Source organism: Kitasatospora sp. NBC_01302, assembly GCF_035976515.1.
In the GTDB taxonomy this organism is placed as follows: domain Bacteria; phylum Actinomycetota; class Actinomycetes; order Streptomycetales; family Streptomycetaceae; genus Kitasatospora.
Map to the genome: position 1 here is coordinate 2,026,832 of NZ_CP108404.1, position 15,385 is coordinate 2,042,216.

The window sequence follows — 15,385 nt, forward strand, 5'->3', positions numbered from 1 at the left end:
GTGGTCGGACGGTGGGGGTGAGCCCCGACCGCGGGGGGAACGCGGCCGGGGCTCGGGAGGGGGTGGTCCGGGGGGCTCAGGCCAGGTCGCGGCGGGCGGCGATCTTCGACGACATCCCGAAGATCTCGATGAAGCCCTTGGACATCGACTGGTCGAAGGTGTCGCCGGTGTCGTAGGTGGCGAGGTTGAAGTCGTACAGCGACTGGTCGGACTTGCGGCCGTTGACCACCGCCCGCCCGCCGTGCAGCACCATCCGGATCTCGCCGGAGACCGACTGGTTGGCCTCGTCGACGAAGCCGTCCAGCGCGCGCTTGAGCGGGGAGAACCACAGGCCGTCGTAGACCAGCTCGGCCCAGCGCTGCTCGACCTGCCGCTTGTAGCGGGCCAGTTCGCGCTCGACGGTGACGTTCTCCAGCGCCTGGTGGGCGGTGATCAGCGCGATCGCACCGGGGGCCTCGTAGATCTCCCGGGACTTGATGCCGACCAGCCGGTCCTCGACCATGTCGAGCCGGCCGATGCCCTGGGCGCCGGCCCGCTGGTTGAGCTCCTCGATCGCCTGCAGGACGCTCACCTTGCGGCCGTCGATCGCGACCGGGACGCCGGCCTCGAAGGTGACGACGACCTCGTCGGCCTCCCGCGCGGTGGCCGGGTTCTGGGTGTACTCGTAGACGTCCTCGATCGGGGCGTTCCAGATGTCCTCCAGGAAGCCGGTCTCGACGGCCCGGCCGAAGACGTTCTGGTCGATCGAGTACGGGGACTTCTTGGTGGTGGCGATCGGCAGGCCCTTGGCCTCGGCGAAGGCGATCGCCTTGTCCCGGGTCATCGCGTAGTCACGCACCGGGGCGATGCACTTCAGGCCCGGGGCGAGGGAGTTGATGCCGACCTCGAAGCGGACCTGGTCGTTGCCCTTGCCGGTGCAGCCGTGCGCGACGGTGGTGGCGCCGTGCTTCTGGGCAGCCGCGGCCAGGTGCTTGACGATCACCGGGCGGGAGAGCGCCGAGACCAGCGGGTACTGGCCCTGGTAGAGCGCGTTCGCCTTGATCGCCGGCAGGCAGTACTCGTTGGCGAACTCGTCGCGGGCGTCGGCCACCTCGGCCTCGACCGCGCCGCAGTCCAGGGCGCGCTGGCGGATCACGTCGAGGTCCTCGCCGCCCTGGCCGACGTCGACGGCGACGGCGATGACCTCGGCGCCGGTCTCCTCGGCGATCCATCCGATGCAGACGGACGTGTCCAGACCGCCCGAGTAGGCGAGTACGACGCGCTCGGTCACGGCTTTCTCCTTCTTCGGTGTCTCATGCGGTGATGGGCATAAGTATGCACGACCCTGCATGAAACTCAAAGCCCTGGAGGCGGTGGACGAAGCGGCCGGGCCGGGCTACCAGGCGACCGGGAGCGCGCGCAGCCCGTAGATGACCGTCTCGTTGCGGAACGGGACCTCGTCGAACGGCACGGCCAGCCGCAGCGCGGGCAGCCGGCGCAGCAGCGTCGAGAGGGCGATCTGCAGCTCGGCCCGGGCCAGCGGCTGGCCCAGGCACTGGTGCACGCCGAAGCCGAAGGCCAGGTGGCGGCGGGCGTCCCGGGCGACGTCCAGCTCCTCGCCGCCGGGGAAGAGCCCCTCGTCCCGGTTGGCGGTGGAGAGCACGGCCAGCACGCCCTCGCCGGCCCGCACCAGGGTGCCGCCGGGCAGCTCGACGTCCGCCAGGGCCACCCGGGGCAGCCCGGAGCCGATGATGGTCAGGTAGCGCAGGAACTCCTCGACCGCACCCGGAATCAACTCGGGCCGCTCGCGCAGCAGATCGGCCTGGGCCGGGTGCTTCAGCAGCGCCAGGGCGGAGAGCGAGGTCATGTTGGCGGTGGTCTCATGGCCGGCGACCAGCAGGGGCAGGCCGGTGACCGCTACCTCCGGGAGCGTCAGGTCGGTGCGCGCGGCCAGCCTGGCGAGGATGCCGTCCTCGCGGCCCCGCCGGCTCGCCGCCAGCTCGGTGAGGTAGGCGGTCAGCGCCTCGAAGGCGCTGCGGGTGGTCGCGGCGGGCGCGGTGGTGTCCAGCAGCCGGAAGCTCTCGCGCTGGAAGAACGCGTGGTCCCCGTAGGGCACACCGAGCAGTTCGCAGATCACCAACGAGGGCACGGGCAGCGCGAATTCGGCGACCAGGTCGGCCGGCGGGCCGTGCCCGACCATGGCGTCCAGGGCCTCGTCCACGATGCGCTGGATCCCCGGGCGCATCGCCTCCACCCGCTTGATCAGGAACTCGGTGGTGAGCATCCGGCGCAGCCGGGCGTGCTCCGGGTCGTCCAGGCGCAGGAAGCTCGGGGTCTCGTTGCGCAGCTCCTGCTGGCTCCGGGTGAGGATCGGGAAGCCCGGGTTGCGCCCGTCGGCGCTGAAGCGGCGGTCGCTCAGCACGGTGCGGACGTCCTGGTAGTCGGTCAGCAGCCAGCAGGGGTTGCCGTCCCACAGGGTCAGCCGGGTGGCGGGGCGGCGGTAGGCGGGCGGCGGGTCGAAGGGGCAGCCCGACGGGCGCGGGGCCGGGAAGGCGAGCTCGTCGACGATGCTCATGCGCCGCTCTCCCCGCCGGCGGCCGGGACGGTCACGGTGATGGCGCCGCCCGGGCAGAGGGCGGCGGCGGTGCGCAGGGCGGGCAGCAGGGCCAGGGCCGGACGGTCCTGGAGCAGCCGCACCAGCCCGTCCTGCTCGTTCTGGTCGAAGACCTCGGGGGCGGTCAGGACGCACTGGCCTGAGCTGCAGCAGCGATCCTGATCGACAGTCACGTGCATGGCGGACCTCGTTGGGCGCGAAGGGGACCGGCTGCCCGCGGCGACCGGCAGTCCTTGGCCTCAACCTAGCCCGCTGTTGTGGTGTCCGTGCGAGGGCGGCGCCGAGGCGGTCCGAGAATGGCCGGTTTCCACCCCTTCGCCGCCCCACCGGCCGCGCTGGCCGCGCTGGCCGCGCTACGCACGGTCCGTTCGGGCCTGGGCCAGCTGCATCAGGTGGTCGGCGAGGGCCTGGCCGCCGGCCGGGTCCCGGCTGATCAGCAGCACCGTGTCGTCGCCCGCGATGGTGCCGATGATCTCGTGCACCCCGGCCGTGTCGATCGCCGAGGCGAGGAACTGCGCGGCGCCCGGCGGGGTGCGCAGCACCACCAGGTTGCCGGAGGCGGTGGCCGAGACCATCAGCTCGCCGGCCAGCCGGGCCATCCGCCCCTCGCTCGCCGACTCCCCCATCGGGGCGCGCGGCGTGGGGTCGCCACCCTCGGCCGGGACGGCGTAGATCAGCGCGCCGTCCCGGTTGCGGATCTTGACCGCGCCCAGTTCGTCCAGGTCCCGGGAGAGCGTGGCCTGGGTGACCACCAGCCCGTCGTCGGCCAGCAGTTTGGCCAACTGGCTCTGGGAGCGGACCGGTTGACGGGTCAGCAGGTCCACGATCCGCCGGTGGCGCGCGGTGCGGGTCTGCGGGACCTGCGACGTCGGGCCGGCGGGGGTCTGGTCGGATGGGGGCACGCTCATGATGATGATTCTCCCGGACTACCCGCGCGACTGCTCGGCCGGGTCGCCCGGCCGGGCCGCGGTGGCCGCCGGTGCGGTGCCCGGGCGGTCCGCCGCGGCCGCCTCGGCGCGGACGCTGTCCAGGATCGCGGGCAGTGCGGCCAGGAAGGCGCCGGCCTGTGCCTCGGTGAGGATCAGCGGCGGAACCAGCCGCACCGCGTCGGCCACGGCCGCGTTCACCAGGAAGCCGGCCCGCTGGGCCGCCGCCTGGACCGCCGCCGCCACCGGCTCGGTGAGCACGATGCCGAGCAGCAGGCCCGCGCCCCGCACGTGCGAGATCAGCGGGTCGCCGAGCGCCTCGACGCCGTGCCGCAGCTGGTCACCGACGGTGCGCACCTGGGCCAGCAGGCCCTGGCTCTCGATGGTGTCGAGCACCGCGAGCGCGCCGGCGGCGACCACCGGGTTGCCGCCGAAGGTGGTGCCGTGCTGCCCCGGCCGGAGCAGGTCCCCCGCCGCGCCGTAGGCGATCGCCGCGCCGATCGGCAGGCCGCCGCCCAGGCCCTTGGCCAGGGTGACGACGTCCGGCTCGACGCCCTCCTCGGCCTGGTGGGCGAACCAGTGGCCGGTGCGGCCGATGCCGGTCTGCACCTCGTCCAGGATCAGCAGGGTGCCGGTCGCCCGGGTGATCTCGCGGGCCGCCCGCAGGTAGCCGGGCGGCAGCGGGATCGCGCCGTTCTCGCCCTGGATCGGCTCCAGCACCACGGCCGCGGTCGCGGTGGTCACCGCCGCGCGCAGCGCCTCGATGTCACCGAACGGGACGTGCGTCACGTCGCCCGGCAGCGGCCGGAACGGCTCCTGCTTGGCGGGCTGGCCGGTGAGGGCGAGCGAGCCCATGGTGCGGCCGTGGAAGGCGCCCTCCAGGGCCACCAGGTGGGTGCGCCCGGTCAGCCGGCTGATCTTGAAGGCGGCCTCGTTGGCCTCGGCGCCCGAGTTGCAGAAGAAGACCCGGCCCGGACGGTCGTCCAGCGCGAGCAGCCGCTCGGCCAGCGCGATGGTGGGCTCGGCGGTGAAGAGGTTGGAGACGTGGCCGAGCCGCCCGATCTGCCCGGTCACCGCGGCGACCAGCGCCGGGTGCGCGGTGCCGAGCGCGTTGACCGCGATGCCGCCGAGCAGGTCCAGGTACTCGTTGCCGTCGGCGTCCCAGAGGAGCGCGCCCTCGCCGCGGACCAGCGGGAGGCGGGGGGTGCCGTAGTTGTCGGTGAAGGCGTCCTGGTAGCGCTTGGTCAACTCGTCGTTTCCGCTTGCCAGGTGGGTGTTCTCGGTGTCGCTCATGCCAGGCCCCCCAGGACCGCGCTCTCGTCGTCCGGCACCACCATGGTGCCGATCCCCTCGTCGGTGAAGATCTCCAGCAGCAGGCTGTGCTGGACCCGCCCGTCCAGCACGCGGGCGGTGCCCACCCCGGAGCGCACCGCGCGCAGGCAGCCCTCCATCTTGGGCACCATGCCGCTGCTCAGCGTGGGCAGTATGGCCTCCAGCTCGGTCGCGGTGAGCTGGCTGATCACGTCGTCGGAGTTCGGCCAGTCCGCGTAGAGCCCCTCGACGTCGGTGAGCACCACGAGCATCTCGGCACCCAGCGCGGCAGCGAGGGCCGAGGCGGCGGTGTCCGCGTTGATGTTGTAGACGTGGCCGTCGGTGCCGCGCGCGATGCTGGAGATCACCGGGATCCGGCCGTCGGCGATCAGCGCCTTGACCGCGCCGGACTCGATGTTGACGATGTCGCCGACCAGGCCGATGTCCACCTGCTCGCCGTCCACCACCGCGTACCGCTTGACGGCGGTCATGGTGTGCGCGTCCTCGCCGGTCATGCCGACCGCGAACGGCCCGTGCTCGTTGAGCAGCCCGACCAGTTCGCGCTGGACCTGTCCGGCCAGCACCATCCGGACCACGTCCATGGTCTCGGGGGTGGTGACCCGCAGACCGTTGGTGAACGAGGACTCCAGCCCCAGCTTCTCCAGCTGCGCGCTGATCTGCGGACCGCCGCCGTGCACGACGACCGGGTGCAGGCCGGCGTACCGCAGGAAGACCACGTCCTGGGCGAAGGCCGTCTTGAGCGACTCGTCGACCATGGCGTTGCCGCCGAACTTGATCACCACGGTCTTGCCGTGGAACCGCTCCAGCCAGGGCAGCGCCTCGATGAGGGTCAGCGCCTTGGGCAACGCGGTGTTGTTGCGGGCCTGTTCGCCCTTGGGTGCGATCTGCACGGTGTCAGTCCCGGTTGAGGTGTCAGTCGCCGAATGGTGGGGTGGTGCCGGGGATCAGGTGGAGTAGGCGCTGTTCTCGTGCACGTAGTCGGCGGTGAGGTCGTTGGTCCACACCGTGGCCTGGGCCTGGCCGGCGTGCAGGTCGGCGGTGATGACCACCTGACGGCCCGTCATGTCGACCAGCGAGCGGTCCTCACCGACGGCGCCGCCGCGGCAGACCCAGACGCCGTTGATCGCCACGTCCAGCTGGTCGGGGTCGAAGGCGGCCGCGGTGGTGCCGATCGCGGCCAGCACCCGGCCCCAGTTGGGGTCCTCGCCGTGCAGGGCGCACTTGAGCAGGTTGTTGCGGGCGATGGTGCGGGCGACCGTGACGGCCTCGTCCTCGGTGGCGGCACCGGTGACGTCGATCCGGATGTCCTTGCTGGCACCCTCGGCGTCGCCGATCAGCTGCCGGGCGAGGTCGGCGCAGACCTGCTCGACCGCCGCCGCGAACTCCGCCTCGCCGGGTGTGACCCGGGAGGCGCCGGAGGCGAGCAGCAGCACCGTGTCGTTGGTCGACATGCAGCCGTCGGAGTCCACCCGGTCGAAGGTGGTGCGGGTGGCGCCGCGCAGCGCGGCGTCCAACTGGCCGGCCTCAAGGGCAGCGTCGGTGGTGAGCACGACCAGCATGGTGGCCAGGCCCGGGGCGAGCATGCCGGCGCCCTTGGCCATTCCGCCGACCGTCCAGCCCTCGCCGGTCACCTGGGCGGTCTTGTGCACGGTGTCGGTGGTCTTGATGGCGATCGCCGCCGCCTCGCCCCCGTCCGCCGCCAACTCCTTGACGGCGAGCGTGACGCCGGGCAGCAGCAGGTCCATCGGGAGGCGCTCGCCGATCAGTCCGGTCGAGCAGACCGCCACCTCGCCGGCACTGACACCCAGGTCGGTGCCGACCCGCTCGGCGGTGGCGTGCGTGTCCTGGAAGCCCTCGGGACCGGTGCAGGCGTTGGCGCCACCGGAGTTGAGCACCACGGCGGCCAACCGGCCGCCCTTCAGCACCTGCTGGGACCAGAGCACCGGAGCCGCCTTGACCCGGTTGCTGGTGAAGACCCCCGCCGCGGCGTAGGACGGGCCCTCGTTGACCACCAGGGCCAGGTCCGGAGCCCCGGAGGCCTTGAGGCCGGCCGTCACCCCGGCCGCCCGGAAGCCCTTGGCGGCGGTGACGCCGACGGTGTTCTGATGGGTGGTCACGGTGCGACTCCGTTCACAGGAAGGCCGAGCGTCTCGGGCAGGCCGAGCGCGATGTTCATGCTCTGCACCGCGCCGCCGGCGGTGCCCTTGACCAGGTTGTCGATCGCGCTGATCGCGATGATCCGCCCGGCGTGCTCGTCCAGCGTGACCTGGACGAGGGCGGAGTTGGCGCCGTGCACCGACTTGGTCTGCGGCCACTGCAGCTCGGGCAGCAGGTGCACGAACGGCTCGTCGGCGTAGGCGGTGGCGTAGGCGGCGCGCACGTCGCCGCTGGTCACGCCGGGCCTGGCCTTGACCGTGCAGGTGGCCAGGATGCCGCGGGACATCGGCACCAGGGTCGGAGTGAAGGAGATGTTCACCGGCTCCCCCGCCACCGCGCCGAGGTTCTGCGACATCTCCGGCGTGTGCCGGTGCACCCCGCCGACCCCGTACGGGCTGACCGAGCCCATCACCTCGCTGCCCAGCAGGTGCGTCTTGACCGCCTTGCCGGCGCCCGAGGTGCCGCTGGCCGCCACGATCACGGCCTCCGGCTCGGCCAGCCTGGCCGCATAGGCGGGGAAGAGCGCGAGCGAGACGGCCGTCGGGTAGCACCCGGGCACGGCGATCCGCTTCGTCCCCTTCAGCGCCTCGCGGTGCCCCGGCAGCTCGGGCAGCCCGTAGGGCCAGGTCCCGGCGTGCGCGGAGCCGTAGAACCGCTCCCAGTCCGCCGCCGCCTTGAGCCGGAAGTCCGCCCCGCAGTCGATCACCAGCACGTCCTCGCCGAGCGCCTCGGCCACGGCGGCGGACTGCCCGTGCGGCAGCCCGAGGAAGACGATGTCGTGGCCCGCGAGCACCTCGGGCGTGGTCGGCTCCAGCACGCGCTCGGCCAGCGGCAGCAGGTGCGGCTGCAACTCCCCCAGCCGTGTACCGGCGTTGGACCCGCCGGTCAGCGCCCCGATCTCCACCTCCGGATGCGAGAGCAGCAGACGCAGCACCTCGCCGCCCGCATACCCGCTGGCTCCGGCAACGGCGACTCGCAACGTCATGACCACTCCTCCTCGGGACTTGGCATGAATATACGCACTGCGGAACATTCATGCAAGGAGTGGACGTGGGCCTCCCGCCGCGCTGCTGTGACGCAGCTCACAGCAGCGGCAGAACCTGCGCGCCGCAGCCGCCGTCTGGCTGGTGTGAGATCACGCTGGCGACCGGAAGGGACCACCGCATGACGTCCGCAACGAGCGCGGCAGACACCGCGCCGAAGACCTACGCCTGGGAGATCCAGGCCACCGGGCTGAAAGTACGGGTCGGCCGCAAGAAGATGGCCGTCGACGGGCTCGACCTCTCGCTCGGCACCGGCACCCACGGCCTGCTGGGGCCCAACGGAGCGGGCAAGACCACCCTGATCCGGGCGCTGGCCACCGTGCTGCGCCCCACCGAGGGCGAGCTGCGGCTGTGCGGCACCTCCCTGGGCGGGCTGGGCGACCTGCGGGCGCTGCGTCGCCGGATCGGCTACCTGCCCCAGGAGTTCGGCTACTACAAGCGCTTCACCGTGCGCGAGTTCGTCGAGTACATGGCCTGGCTGAAGGAGGTCCCCAAGGCGGAGATCCCCGCCGCCGTCCAGCGCGCGGTGGAGCGGGTGGGCCTGGCCGACCAGGCCGACCAGCGGATGAAGACCCTCTCCGGCGGCATGGTGCGCCGGGCCGGCATCGCGCAGGCCATCGTCAACGAGCCGACCGTGCTGCTGCTGGACGAGCCGACCGTCGGCCTGGACCCGGCGCAGCGGCTGCGCTTTCGCGAGCTGCTGCAGGAACTGGGCCGCGACGCCTGCGTGGTGGTCTCCACCCACCTGGTCGAGGACGTCGCCGCCGCCTGCACCGACGTGGTGCTCTTCGCCGAGGGCCGCCTCGTCTTCCAGGGCCCGCCGGAGGTCCTGGCCGCGGCGGGCAGCGCCGAGTACCCGGGCGACAGCCCGCTGGAGCGCGGCTACTCGGCGCTGCTGCAGAACTCCGAGCCGCAGCGGGGTACCTGGTGAACGGGCGGGTGCTGCGCACCGAGCTGAAGCGCTCGATCGCCCCGTGGAGCGGCGTCGTCGTCCTCGGCGGCAGCCTGGCGGTGTTCTGTCTGTTCAACGGGCTCTGGTGGCAGGGCACCAGCGGGTGGACGGCCCAGTGGACCTCGATGGCCCTGTGGACCCGGTCCCTGCTGACCTTCTGGTGGCCGCTGGTGGTGGGCATGGGGGCGGTGTACGGGCTGCGCGACTCCCGCGCGCGGATGACCGAACTGCTGGCGACCACGCCGCTGCCGGCCTGGCGCCGGGCGGCGCTGCCCGCGGGTGCGACGGCGCTCGCGCTGGCGTCGGGCTTCGGCCTGCTCGTCCTGGTGGGCGGCGTCCAGGTGGCCCTCGGCGCCACCAGCTACCTGCCCCTGGGGTGGCTGCCGATCTCGCTGGTCGCGGTGCTGGCCCTGGTCGCGGGGGCCGTGTTCGGCATGGGCGTCGCACGGGCCGTGCCCTCCGCACTCACCCCGCCGGCCCTGGTGGTGTTCCTCCTCATGACGGGCATGTTCCTGCGGCCGAGCAATGAGGGGACACTGCCGGCGGGCCTCGCGCCGAACCGGCTCGTCCTGCTGTCGCCGGCGACCGCACAGCCGCGGGAGATGCTGCTGACCCTCTCCGGTTCCGTGCACCTGGGCCAGACGCTCTGGCTGCTCGGCCTGCTCGCCACCGGCTTCGCCCTGCTGCTGGCCACGACCCGCCGGGCCCGGCTGCTCGCGGTGGCTCCCGTGCTGGCCGGCGCGGCCCTGGCCCTGCTGATCCTCCCGGCCGCTCCGCGCGGCACCTACGTCGTCGACAAGGCCGCCGCGGCCCTGGTCTGCGACGGCCCGGTGTGCGTGACGCAGGCCAACAGCTCGCACCTGCCCGCACTCGCGCCACGCGGCAAGGAGGCGCTGCGGGTGCTGCACGACGCCCTGGGCGACCAGGCGCCGGCCTCGGTGCGGGAGGAGACCGCGCTGCGCGCGCTCGGCGACCAACGCCAACTCTCCGCCGACGTGGTGCTGGTCGACTTGGACGACCCGCTGATCGCCCGTGCGTCGGGGGCGGACCTGACCCGCTTCCTGGTCGCCCAGGGCCTGGCGCCCAACTGCGAACCGCGCGGCCCGGGGGAGGGCGGGGGGCTGGTCGACGTCCCCGCGCAGAGCATCGCCGCGAGCTGGGCCCTCGGCGACCACCAGCTCGAACCGCTGCAGAAGCCGGACAGCGACGTGTACGCGCAGCGCACCTGGGCGCAGGCCGACGCCGCCTGGCAGAAGCTGACGGCCCTGCCGCCGGCCGAGCAGCGCTCGCGGATCGCCCGGCTGCATGCCGCCGCGCTCTCCTGCACGAACGAACTCGCGGCTCTCACCGGGGAGGCTTCCTCATGAGATGGCTGCTGCTGCACGCGCGTTCACGGCAGGTGCCCACCTCGGCCGCCGCGGTCATGCTCGTCGCCCTGGCGCTGTGGGCCCTCGACCGGGGCAGCGGCAAGCACTCGGCGAGCCTGGGGACCGCGGCCCTGGTTCTCACCGCGAACGTGGCGGCCTCCTCCGTCGGGCTCGGCTGGCAGGATGCCGCGCTGGACCGGACGGCCGCGATCCGGTGGCTGCCCCGGCGGGCGGTGCACGTGCTGCTGATCGGCGCGGTCGCCGCCTTGGCGCTGCTGGCGGTCCAGGCGGCGGGGCCGGAACTGGCCCCGACCGCGCTCGTCGTCCGGGACAGCGCGGGCCTGGTCGGCCTGGCCGCGCTCGGGGCGGTGCTCTGCGGGGCGCCGTTCGCCTGGGCCCTGCCGACCGGCTGGCTCGGGTACACCCTCCTCGCCCCTCCGCTGGGCGGCACCGCGGGACAGGTGGCCAGCTGGATGATCTCTCCCCCCGGCACGTCGGCGTCCAGCTGGACCGCGTGGGCCCTGCTGGCGAGCGGCACCGTGCTGTACGCCACGACGGGGGCCAGACGGTGACGGACCACCGCCGGCGTGGTCAGACGCCGAACCAGTGGAGGGCGGCGGCGTGGAGGGCGGCGAGGGCGGCGCGGTCGGTGGGGGCCGGGTGGAGGGTGGCGGCCCGGGGTGCCGGTTCGGCAGGATTCATTCGGACCGCTTGACCGCGCAGAGGATCACGAACTTCGGATTGCCCGCCACCGTCCGGCAGTTGCCGAAGAGCCGGCGGAGCTTGACGTGGTAGCCGAGGTGCCGGTTGCCCACCACCCAGAGCTCGCCGCCAGGGCGCAGGGCGCGGCGGGCACCGGTGAACATCCGCCAGGCGGTGGCGTCGGTGGTGGCCTGGTGCGAGTGGAAGGGCGGGTTGTTGAGCACCAGGTCGACCGAGCCGGCCGGGACGGCGGCCAGCGCGTCACCGGCCTGGAAGCGGGCGGGCGCACCGGCCGGGGTGTTCGCCCGGAAGGTCGCCTCCGCCGAGGCGACGGCGGCGAACGACTCGTCGATGAAGGTGACTTCGGCCTCGGGGTTGGCCAGCGCCGCCGCCGTCCCCACGATGCCGTTGCCGCAGCCGAGGTCGACGACCTGCTCGTGGCCGCGGCGGGCCGGCAGGTGCTGGAGGAGGAAGCGGGTGCCGATGTCGAGGCGCTCGGCGCAGAAGATGCCGCCGTGGTTGACCACCGTGCGCCCCGAGGCCGGCCCGAGGTCGCCGGGCAGCGCGTAGCTCAGCGGCCAGGGGTTCGCCGGGCGGACCAGGGCCGGATCCGGGGTGCAGAAGATCAGCCGCGCCTTCTTCACCGCGAGGGAGGTGCGGGTGGGGCCGAGGATCCGCTCGAAGAGCTGCAGGGTGGAGGTGTGGATCTCGGTCACCATGCCGGTGCCGACCACCAGCGTCCCCGGGTGCACGGCGGGGGCCAGCCGGTGCAGCTGGTCCTCCAGCAGGGCCAGGCTCTTGGGGACCCGGACCAGCAGCACGTCGATGCGCGCCGGGGGCGTCTCGGTGCCGGCCAGCAGCCGGACGGCGTCGGGGGCGAGGCCCGCGCGGGCGAGGTTGGCGCGGGTGGCCTGCTGCGCGAGGTAGGAGTCGCCGAGCTGGACCAGCTCGGCCTCGGGGCGGCTCGCGGCCAGCACGGTGCTCAGCGCGCCCCAGCGGTCGCCGAGGACCACCACGGTGCCGCGCAGCTCGACGGGGGCGGCTTCGGCCCCCTCGTCCGGCTGCGGCCGGTCGCCGTGCAGGTGGCGCAGCAGGTACTCGTCGGCGGCGTCCCAGGCGCGCAGCTGCTCGCGCGGGTCCTCGGGGAAGCGGGTGAGCTGGAAGTCGCCCGATGACGTGGTGAAACGGTTCATTGTGCGCCCAGGCTAACCGCTCGGCGCCGCCCCTGGCGCAGCGGCACCGGCGGCGGGCGGGCACGGCGGGCGGTGCGCCGGAGAGCGGCTGCTCTCGCGCGCCTCGGTCGAGCTGCTGAGCAGCGACCGGCTGACGCCGGAGCAGAAGGCGGCCTCCGCGTTCCACCCCGGTCTCGCCCTGGTGCCGTCAGCGGTGGAAGACCTGGAGCTCGCGCACCGAGTCGTTGAAGTTCCCGCCCAGCTGGGGAGCCGGCAGGTCCATCGTCTTCTCCACGCTCAGGGTGGACCACAGGTGGACGGCGTTGCAGTCGTGGTACCCCTTCATCGAGGAGACGTTGAGCGCCACGTCGATGTAGTTGACCAGGTGGTAGCCGGTCCCGTCGCAGCCGCCGGCGTCGCCGTAGAAGGAGTAGAGGATGCCGCCGCCGTAGTCGATGTCCTTGTACTCCTCCAGCAGCAGGGTCCGGTCGACCGGCTGGCCCGGCTCGGCGGCGATCCGGCTGAGCGCGTCCGCGGTGGAGCGGTCGGAACAGGCCTGCCCGAGGGTCCGGGTCGGGCTGACCACGGTGGCGCAGTGGCGGACGGCCGGGCCGGTCGCGGCGGCCGGGGCGGGCGCGGCCAGCCCCGCGGCGAGCAGCACCGGCAGGACGGTGGCGGAGAGCCGCAGGGCGCGGAGGAGGGAGGACGATCGTGGCATCGGGCTGACTCCTTGCGAAGGGGTACGAGCGAGCCACATTCGACCGTACGTCGGCGAAGGGCCGCAGCCCGCCACGCCTCACCGGGCATTAGTCGTACCGGAGTTGCCGCAGCGGTTGCGCCTCACCCGGTGTCAGGCGGTGGACTTGACCCATGGACCCACGACGAGAACCCCGCTGCTCCCCCGGCGCCGGACGTCCTCAACCGGCGTCCGGCAGGAGCAGGTTGACGTCGCCGAACTCGTGCCAGAGGTAGCCGGCGGCCAGCGCCTCGCGGTAGCAGTGGGCGAGCAGGGGGCGGCCTGCGACGGCTTCGAGCATCAGCAGGTGCGAGGCGCGCGGTTCGTGCCAGCCGGTCAGCAGGCCGTCCACCGCGCGCACGCCGCGGTCCGGGGTGATCACCAGGTCGGTCCAGCCGTCGGCGGGGCGGGTGCGGCCGTCCGGTGCGGTGGCGGACTCCAGGGCGCGGACGGCGGTGGTGCCGACCGCGACCACCCGGCCGCCGGTGGCCCGGACGTGGGCGACCAGGGCGGCGGTGGCCGCGGGCACCCGGTAGCGCTCCGGGTAGGGCGCCTCGTGCAGCTCGGGCGAGGCGACGCCGGTGTGCAACGTGATCGGCGCGATCAGCACGCCGCGCGCCACCAGCGTGCTGACCAGCTCCGCGGTGAACGGGCGGGCGGCGCTGGGCATCTCGCTGCTGCCGGGCTCGGTGGCGAAGACCGTCTGGTAGGCGCCGAGCGGCCAGTCCCGGTCGACGTAGCCGTAGCGGATCGCCTTGCCGTGGGCCGCGAGGTACTCGGGCAGCGGCGCCGGGAGGGTCAGCCGGGCGTACCAGAGCCGCGCGGTGCAGGCGGCGGTGAGCACGGCCCGGCCACCGCCGGGCAGGGTGAGCCGCAGGCCGGGGTGGGCGGGGTTCTCGGCGGGCGGCAGGTACCGCGCCGCACCGGTCCCCGCGCGGGCGGGGCGGCGCAGCTCGACCAGGTGGCCGCCGCGCGGGTCGGGGTGGGCGGAGGAGAGGTGCAGCGCGAGCGGCTCACCGTCCGGGAGCCGGGCGGGCAGGGCGGCCGGCAGGGTGGCCGAGTTGTTGACCACCAGCAGATCGCCGGGGCGCAGCACCTCGGGGAGGTCGGTGAAGCGGTGGTGCTCGGCGGTGGGGAGGGTGCCGGCGCGCCCACCGCGGCCGACCAGCAGGCGGACGCCGTCGCGGCGCAGGCCGCGGGCCTCGGCGGGGGCGGGGGCGGAGAGGTCGGGCGGGACGGTGAAGTCGAGACTTTCGTCGGAGGTGAGGGTGTCGGCGGCCGGGCGTGGTGAAGGCATCGCGTCAGACTCCTGCGGGAGCGGTCACGAGGTCGGCTCGGGCCGCGAGGTCCGCGGCGCGGTAGCGGCCGGAGGCCGGGCGCTCACGCCACAGGGTGCGGAAGGCGGGCACCACGCTGCTCGGCGGCGGCAGTTCGGACAGGTCGGCGCCGGGGAAGGCCTGCTGGTGCAGCCGGGTCCGCAGGTCGCCCGGGTCGACGGCCCAGACCCGCAGCCCGGGCTCCTCCTCGGCGAGCACCGCCGAGGCGTGGTCGAGCGCGGCCTTGGCGGCGCCGTAGCCGCCCCAGCCCGGGTAGGCCTCGACCGCCGCGTCCGAACTGATGTTGAGCACCGCGCCGGTGCGCCCGCGCAGTTGCGGCAGCAGCAGCTGGGTGAGGGCGATCGGCGCCAGGGCGTTGACCTCGAAGGTCTCCAGCAGGTCGGGCAGCGGGACCACGGCGAGCGGCGGGAGCGGCGGGGCCGACTCGTCGGCGGCGCCGTTGAGGGTGGAGGCGTTGTTGATCAGCAGGCTCGCGCCGCCGAGCCGGTCGGCGGCGGCGGCCAGGTCGGCGCGGTGGTCGTCGTCCACCACGGTGCCGGACAGCGCGATCACGGTGGTGCGGGCGGCGAGTTCGGCCTCGGCGGCGGCCAGGTCGGCGGCGGTGCGGGCGGTGATCACCAGGTGCCAGCCGTCGGCGGCCAGGGCGCGGGCGAGTTCCAGGCCGAGCCCGCGGGAGGCACCGGTGACGACGGCGACCGGGGGCTGCGCGGGGGTGCCGTGGCGGGTGGGGCCGGTGGCGTGCGTGGCGTGGACGGCGTCGGCGGCGTGGGTGGTCTGCGGGAGGGCGGTGTGCTCGGTGGTGTCCATGCCTGAACTGTCCCGCCGCCGACCCCGGGCGCGGATCGGGCCCGGGGCTGGGCGGGGGTCGTTCGATGGCCCTAGGGTCCTGGACCGTCCTAGGACCCCGGATCTTGCTGATCACGGGCCCGGAGATCGTGGGGCTTGGGTCATGGGCCTCAGGTCACGTATCCACGGGCCTTAGGTCACTGGTCCGCAGGAGAGGCGCCTGGCGAGAGGGCCTTGAGGACATGCGCGCGAAACCCCTCGGTACCGCTCCGTTAGCATGAT

Annotated in this window: 15 protein-coding genes; 3 read left to right on the forward strand and 12 right to left on the reverse strand. The window is 73.8% G+C overall.

Features of this window, described 5'->3' with window-relative positions; translation table 11 throughout:
• Positions 1–76: 76 nt before the first annotated feature.
• The 8 genes from OG294_RS08160 to argC form a co-directional block, all read right to left on the reverse strand.
• On the reverse strand, positions 77–1,270 hold the full coding sequence (locus tag OG294_RS08160) for an argininosuccinate synthase (protein ID WP_327065752.1): 1,194 nt from the start codon (positions 1,268–1,270) through the stop codon (positions 77–79).
• A 105-nt stretch (positions 1,271–1,375) separates the two neighbouring features.
• On the reverse strand, positions 1,376–2,554 hold the full coding sequence (locus OG294_RS08165; protein ID WP_327065753.1) for a cytochrome P450: 1,179 nt from the start codon (positions 2,552–2,554) through the stop codon (positions 1,376–1,378).
• Positions 2,551–2,772 carry a ferredoxin gene (locus OG294_RS08170; protein ID WP_327065754.1) on the reverse strand — a complete coding sequence of 74 codons (222 nt, stop codon included), beginning with the start codon at positions 2,770–2,772 and terminating at the stop codon, positions 2,551–2,553. The genes OG294_RS08165 and OG294_RS08170 overlap by 4 nt, the downstream gene beginning before the upstream one ends.
• 174 nt (positions 2,773–2,946) lie before the next feature.
• Positions 2,947–3,501, reverse strand: a complete 555-nt coding sequence (locus tag OG294_RS08175) for an arginine repressor (protein ID WP_327065755.1) — start codon at positions 3,499–3,501, stop codon at positions 2,947–2,949.
• 18 nt (positions 3,502–3,519) lie between these two features.
• The gene (locus OG294_RS08180; RefSeq protein ID WP_327065756.1) at positions 3,520–4,812 is read right to left on the reverse strand and encodes an acetylornithine transaminase; all 1,293 of its coding nucleotides are present in this window, start codon (positions 4,810–4,812) and stop codon (positions 3,520–3,522) included.
• The gene (gene argB / locus OG294_RS08185; protein ID WP_327065757.1) at positions 4,809–5,741 is read right to left on the reverse strand and encodes an acetylglutamate kinase; all 933 of its coding nucleotides are present in this window, start codon (positions 5,739–5,741) and stop codon (positions 4,809–4,811) included. The genes OG294_RS08180 and argB overlap by 4 nt, the downstream gene beginning before the upstream one ends.
• 54 nt (positions 5,742–5,795) lie before the next feature.
• The gene (gene argJ, locus OG294_RS08190) at positions 5,796–6,968 is read right to left on the reverse strand and encodes a bifunctional glutamate N-acetyltransferase/amino-acid acetyltransferase ArgJ (protein ID WP_327065758.1); all 1,173 of its coding nucleotides are present in this window, start codon (positions 6,966–6,968) and stop codon (positions 5,796–5,798) included.
• Positions 6,965–7,993, reverse strand: a complete 1,029-nt coding sequence (argC, locus tag OG294_RS08195) for an N-acetyl-gamma-glutamyl-phosphate reductase (RefSeq protein WP_327065759.1) — start codon at positions 7,991–7,993, stop codon at positions 6,965–6,967. The genes argJ and argC overlap by 4 nt, the downstream gene beginning before the upstream one ends.
• Positions 7,994–8,172: 179 nt before the next feature.
• Between argC and OG294_RS08200 the strand changes: the two genes are divergently transcribed.
• The 3 genes from OG294_RS08200 to OG294_RS08210 are packed head-to-tail and all read left to right on the forward strand — an operon-like array spanning position 8,173 to position 10,942.
• Positions 8,173–8,982 (forward strand): ABC transporter ATP-binding protein, encoded by an 810-nt coding sequence (locus OG294_RS08200; protein ID WP_327065760.1) that lies wholly within the window; start codon positions 8,173–8,175, stop codon positions 8,980–8,982.
• Positions 8,979–10,370: a hypothetical protein gene (locus tag OG294_RS08205; RefSeq protein ID WP_327065761.1), complete on the forward strand. Its 1,392-nt coding sequence runs from the start codon at positions 8,979–8,981 to the stop codon at positions 10,368–10,370. The genes OG294_RS08200 and OG294_RS08205 overlap by 4 nt, the downstream gene beginning before the upstream one ends.
• Positions 10,367–10,942 (forward strand): hypothetical protein, encoded by a 576-nt coding sequence (locus OG294_RS08210; protein ID WP_327065762.1) that lies wholly within the window; start codon positions 10,367–10,369, stop codon positions 10,940–10,942. The genes OG294_RS08205 and OG294_RS08210 overlap by 4 nt, the downstream gene beginning before the upstream one ends.
• Before the next feature lie 126 nt (positions 10,943–11,068).
• Here OG294_RS08210 and OG294_RS08215 read toward each other — a convergent pair whose 3' ends face one another.
• The 4 genes from OG294_RS08215 to OG294_RS08230 all read right to left on the reverse strand — a co-directional run bounded on the left by OG294_RS08215 (position 11,069) and on the right by OG294_RS08230 (position 15,124).
• Entirely contained in the window at positions 11,069–12,265 is a 1,197-nt protein-coding gene (locus tag OG294_RS08215; protein WP_327065763.1) for a methyltransferase, read from the reverse strand.
• Positions 12,266–12,452: 187 nt separating this feature from the next.
• Complete coding sequence (locus OG294_RS08220) at positions 12,453–12,962, reverse strand: hypothetical protein (RefSeq protein WP_327065764.1); 510 nt, start codon at positions 12,960–12,962, stop codon at positions 12,453–12,455.
• Between the two features lie 199 nt (positions 12,963–13,161).
• The gene (locus OG294_RS08225; protein WP_327065765.1) at positions 13,162–14,277 is read right to left on the reverse strand and encodes an S-adenosylmethionine:tRNA ribosyltransferase-isomerase; all 1,116 of its coding nucleotides are present in this window, start codon (positions 14,275–14,277) and stop codon (positions 13,162–13,164) included.
• Between the two features lie 4 nt (positions 14,278–14,281).
• Positions 14,282–15,124: an SDR family oxidoreductase gene (locus OG294_RS08230; RefSeq protein ID WP_327065766.1), complete on the reverse strand. Its 843-nt coding sequence runs from the start codon at positions 15,122–15,124 to the stop codon at positions 14,282–14,284.
• Between the last annotated feature and the right edge of the window lie 261 nt (positions 15,125–15,385).

Excerpts from the sequence above, each read along its gene's own strand:
- OG294_RS08165 (WP_327065753.1), bottom strand. The coding sequence starts at position 2,554 with ATGAGCATCGTCGACGAGCTCGCCTTCCCGGCCCCGCGCCCGTCGGGC.
- OG294_RS08170 (WP_327065754.1), bottom strand. The coding sequence starts at position 2,772 with ATGCACGTGACTGTCGATCAGGATCGCTGCTGCAGCTCAGGCCAGTGC.
- OG294_RS08175 (WP_327065755.1), bottom strand. The coding sequence starts at position 3,501 with ATGAGCGTGCCCCCATCCGACCAGACCCCCGCCGGCCCGACGTCGCAG.
- OG294_RS08180 (WP_327065756.1), bottom strand. The coding sequence starts at position 4,812 with ATGAGCGACACCGAGAACACCCACCTGGCAAGCGGAAACGACGAGTTG.
- argC (WP_327065759.1), bottom strand. The coding sequence starts at position 7,993 with ATGACGTTGCGAGTCGCCGTTGCCGGAGCCAGCGGGTATGCGGGCGGC.
- OG294_RS08200 (WP_327065760.1), top strand. The coding sequence starts at position 8,173 with ATGACGTCCGCAACGAGCGCGGCAGACACCGCGCCGAAGACCTACGCC.
- OG294_RS08210 (WP_327065762.1), top strand. The coding sequence starts at position 10,367 with ATGAGATGGCTGCTGCTGCACGCGCGTTCACGGCAGGTGCCCACCTCG.
- OG294_RS08215 (WP_327065763.1), bottom strand. The coding sequence starts at position 12,265 with ATGAACCGTTTCACCACGTCATCGGGCGACTTCCAGCTCACCCGCTTC.
- OG294_RS08220 (WP_327065764.1), bottom strand. The coding sequence starts at position 12,962 with ATGCCACGATCGTCCTCCCTCCTCCGCGCCCTGCGGCTCTCCGCCACC.
- OG294_RS08225 (WP_327065765.1), bottom strand. The coding sequence starts at position 14,277 with ATGCCTTCACCACGCCCGGCCGCCGACACCCTCACCTCCGACGAAAGT.
- OG294_RS08230 (WP_327065766.1), bottom strand. The coding sequence starts at position 15,124 with ATGGACACCACCGAGCACACCGCCCTCCCGCAGACCACCCACGCCGCC.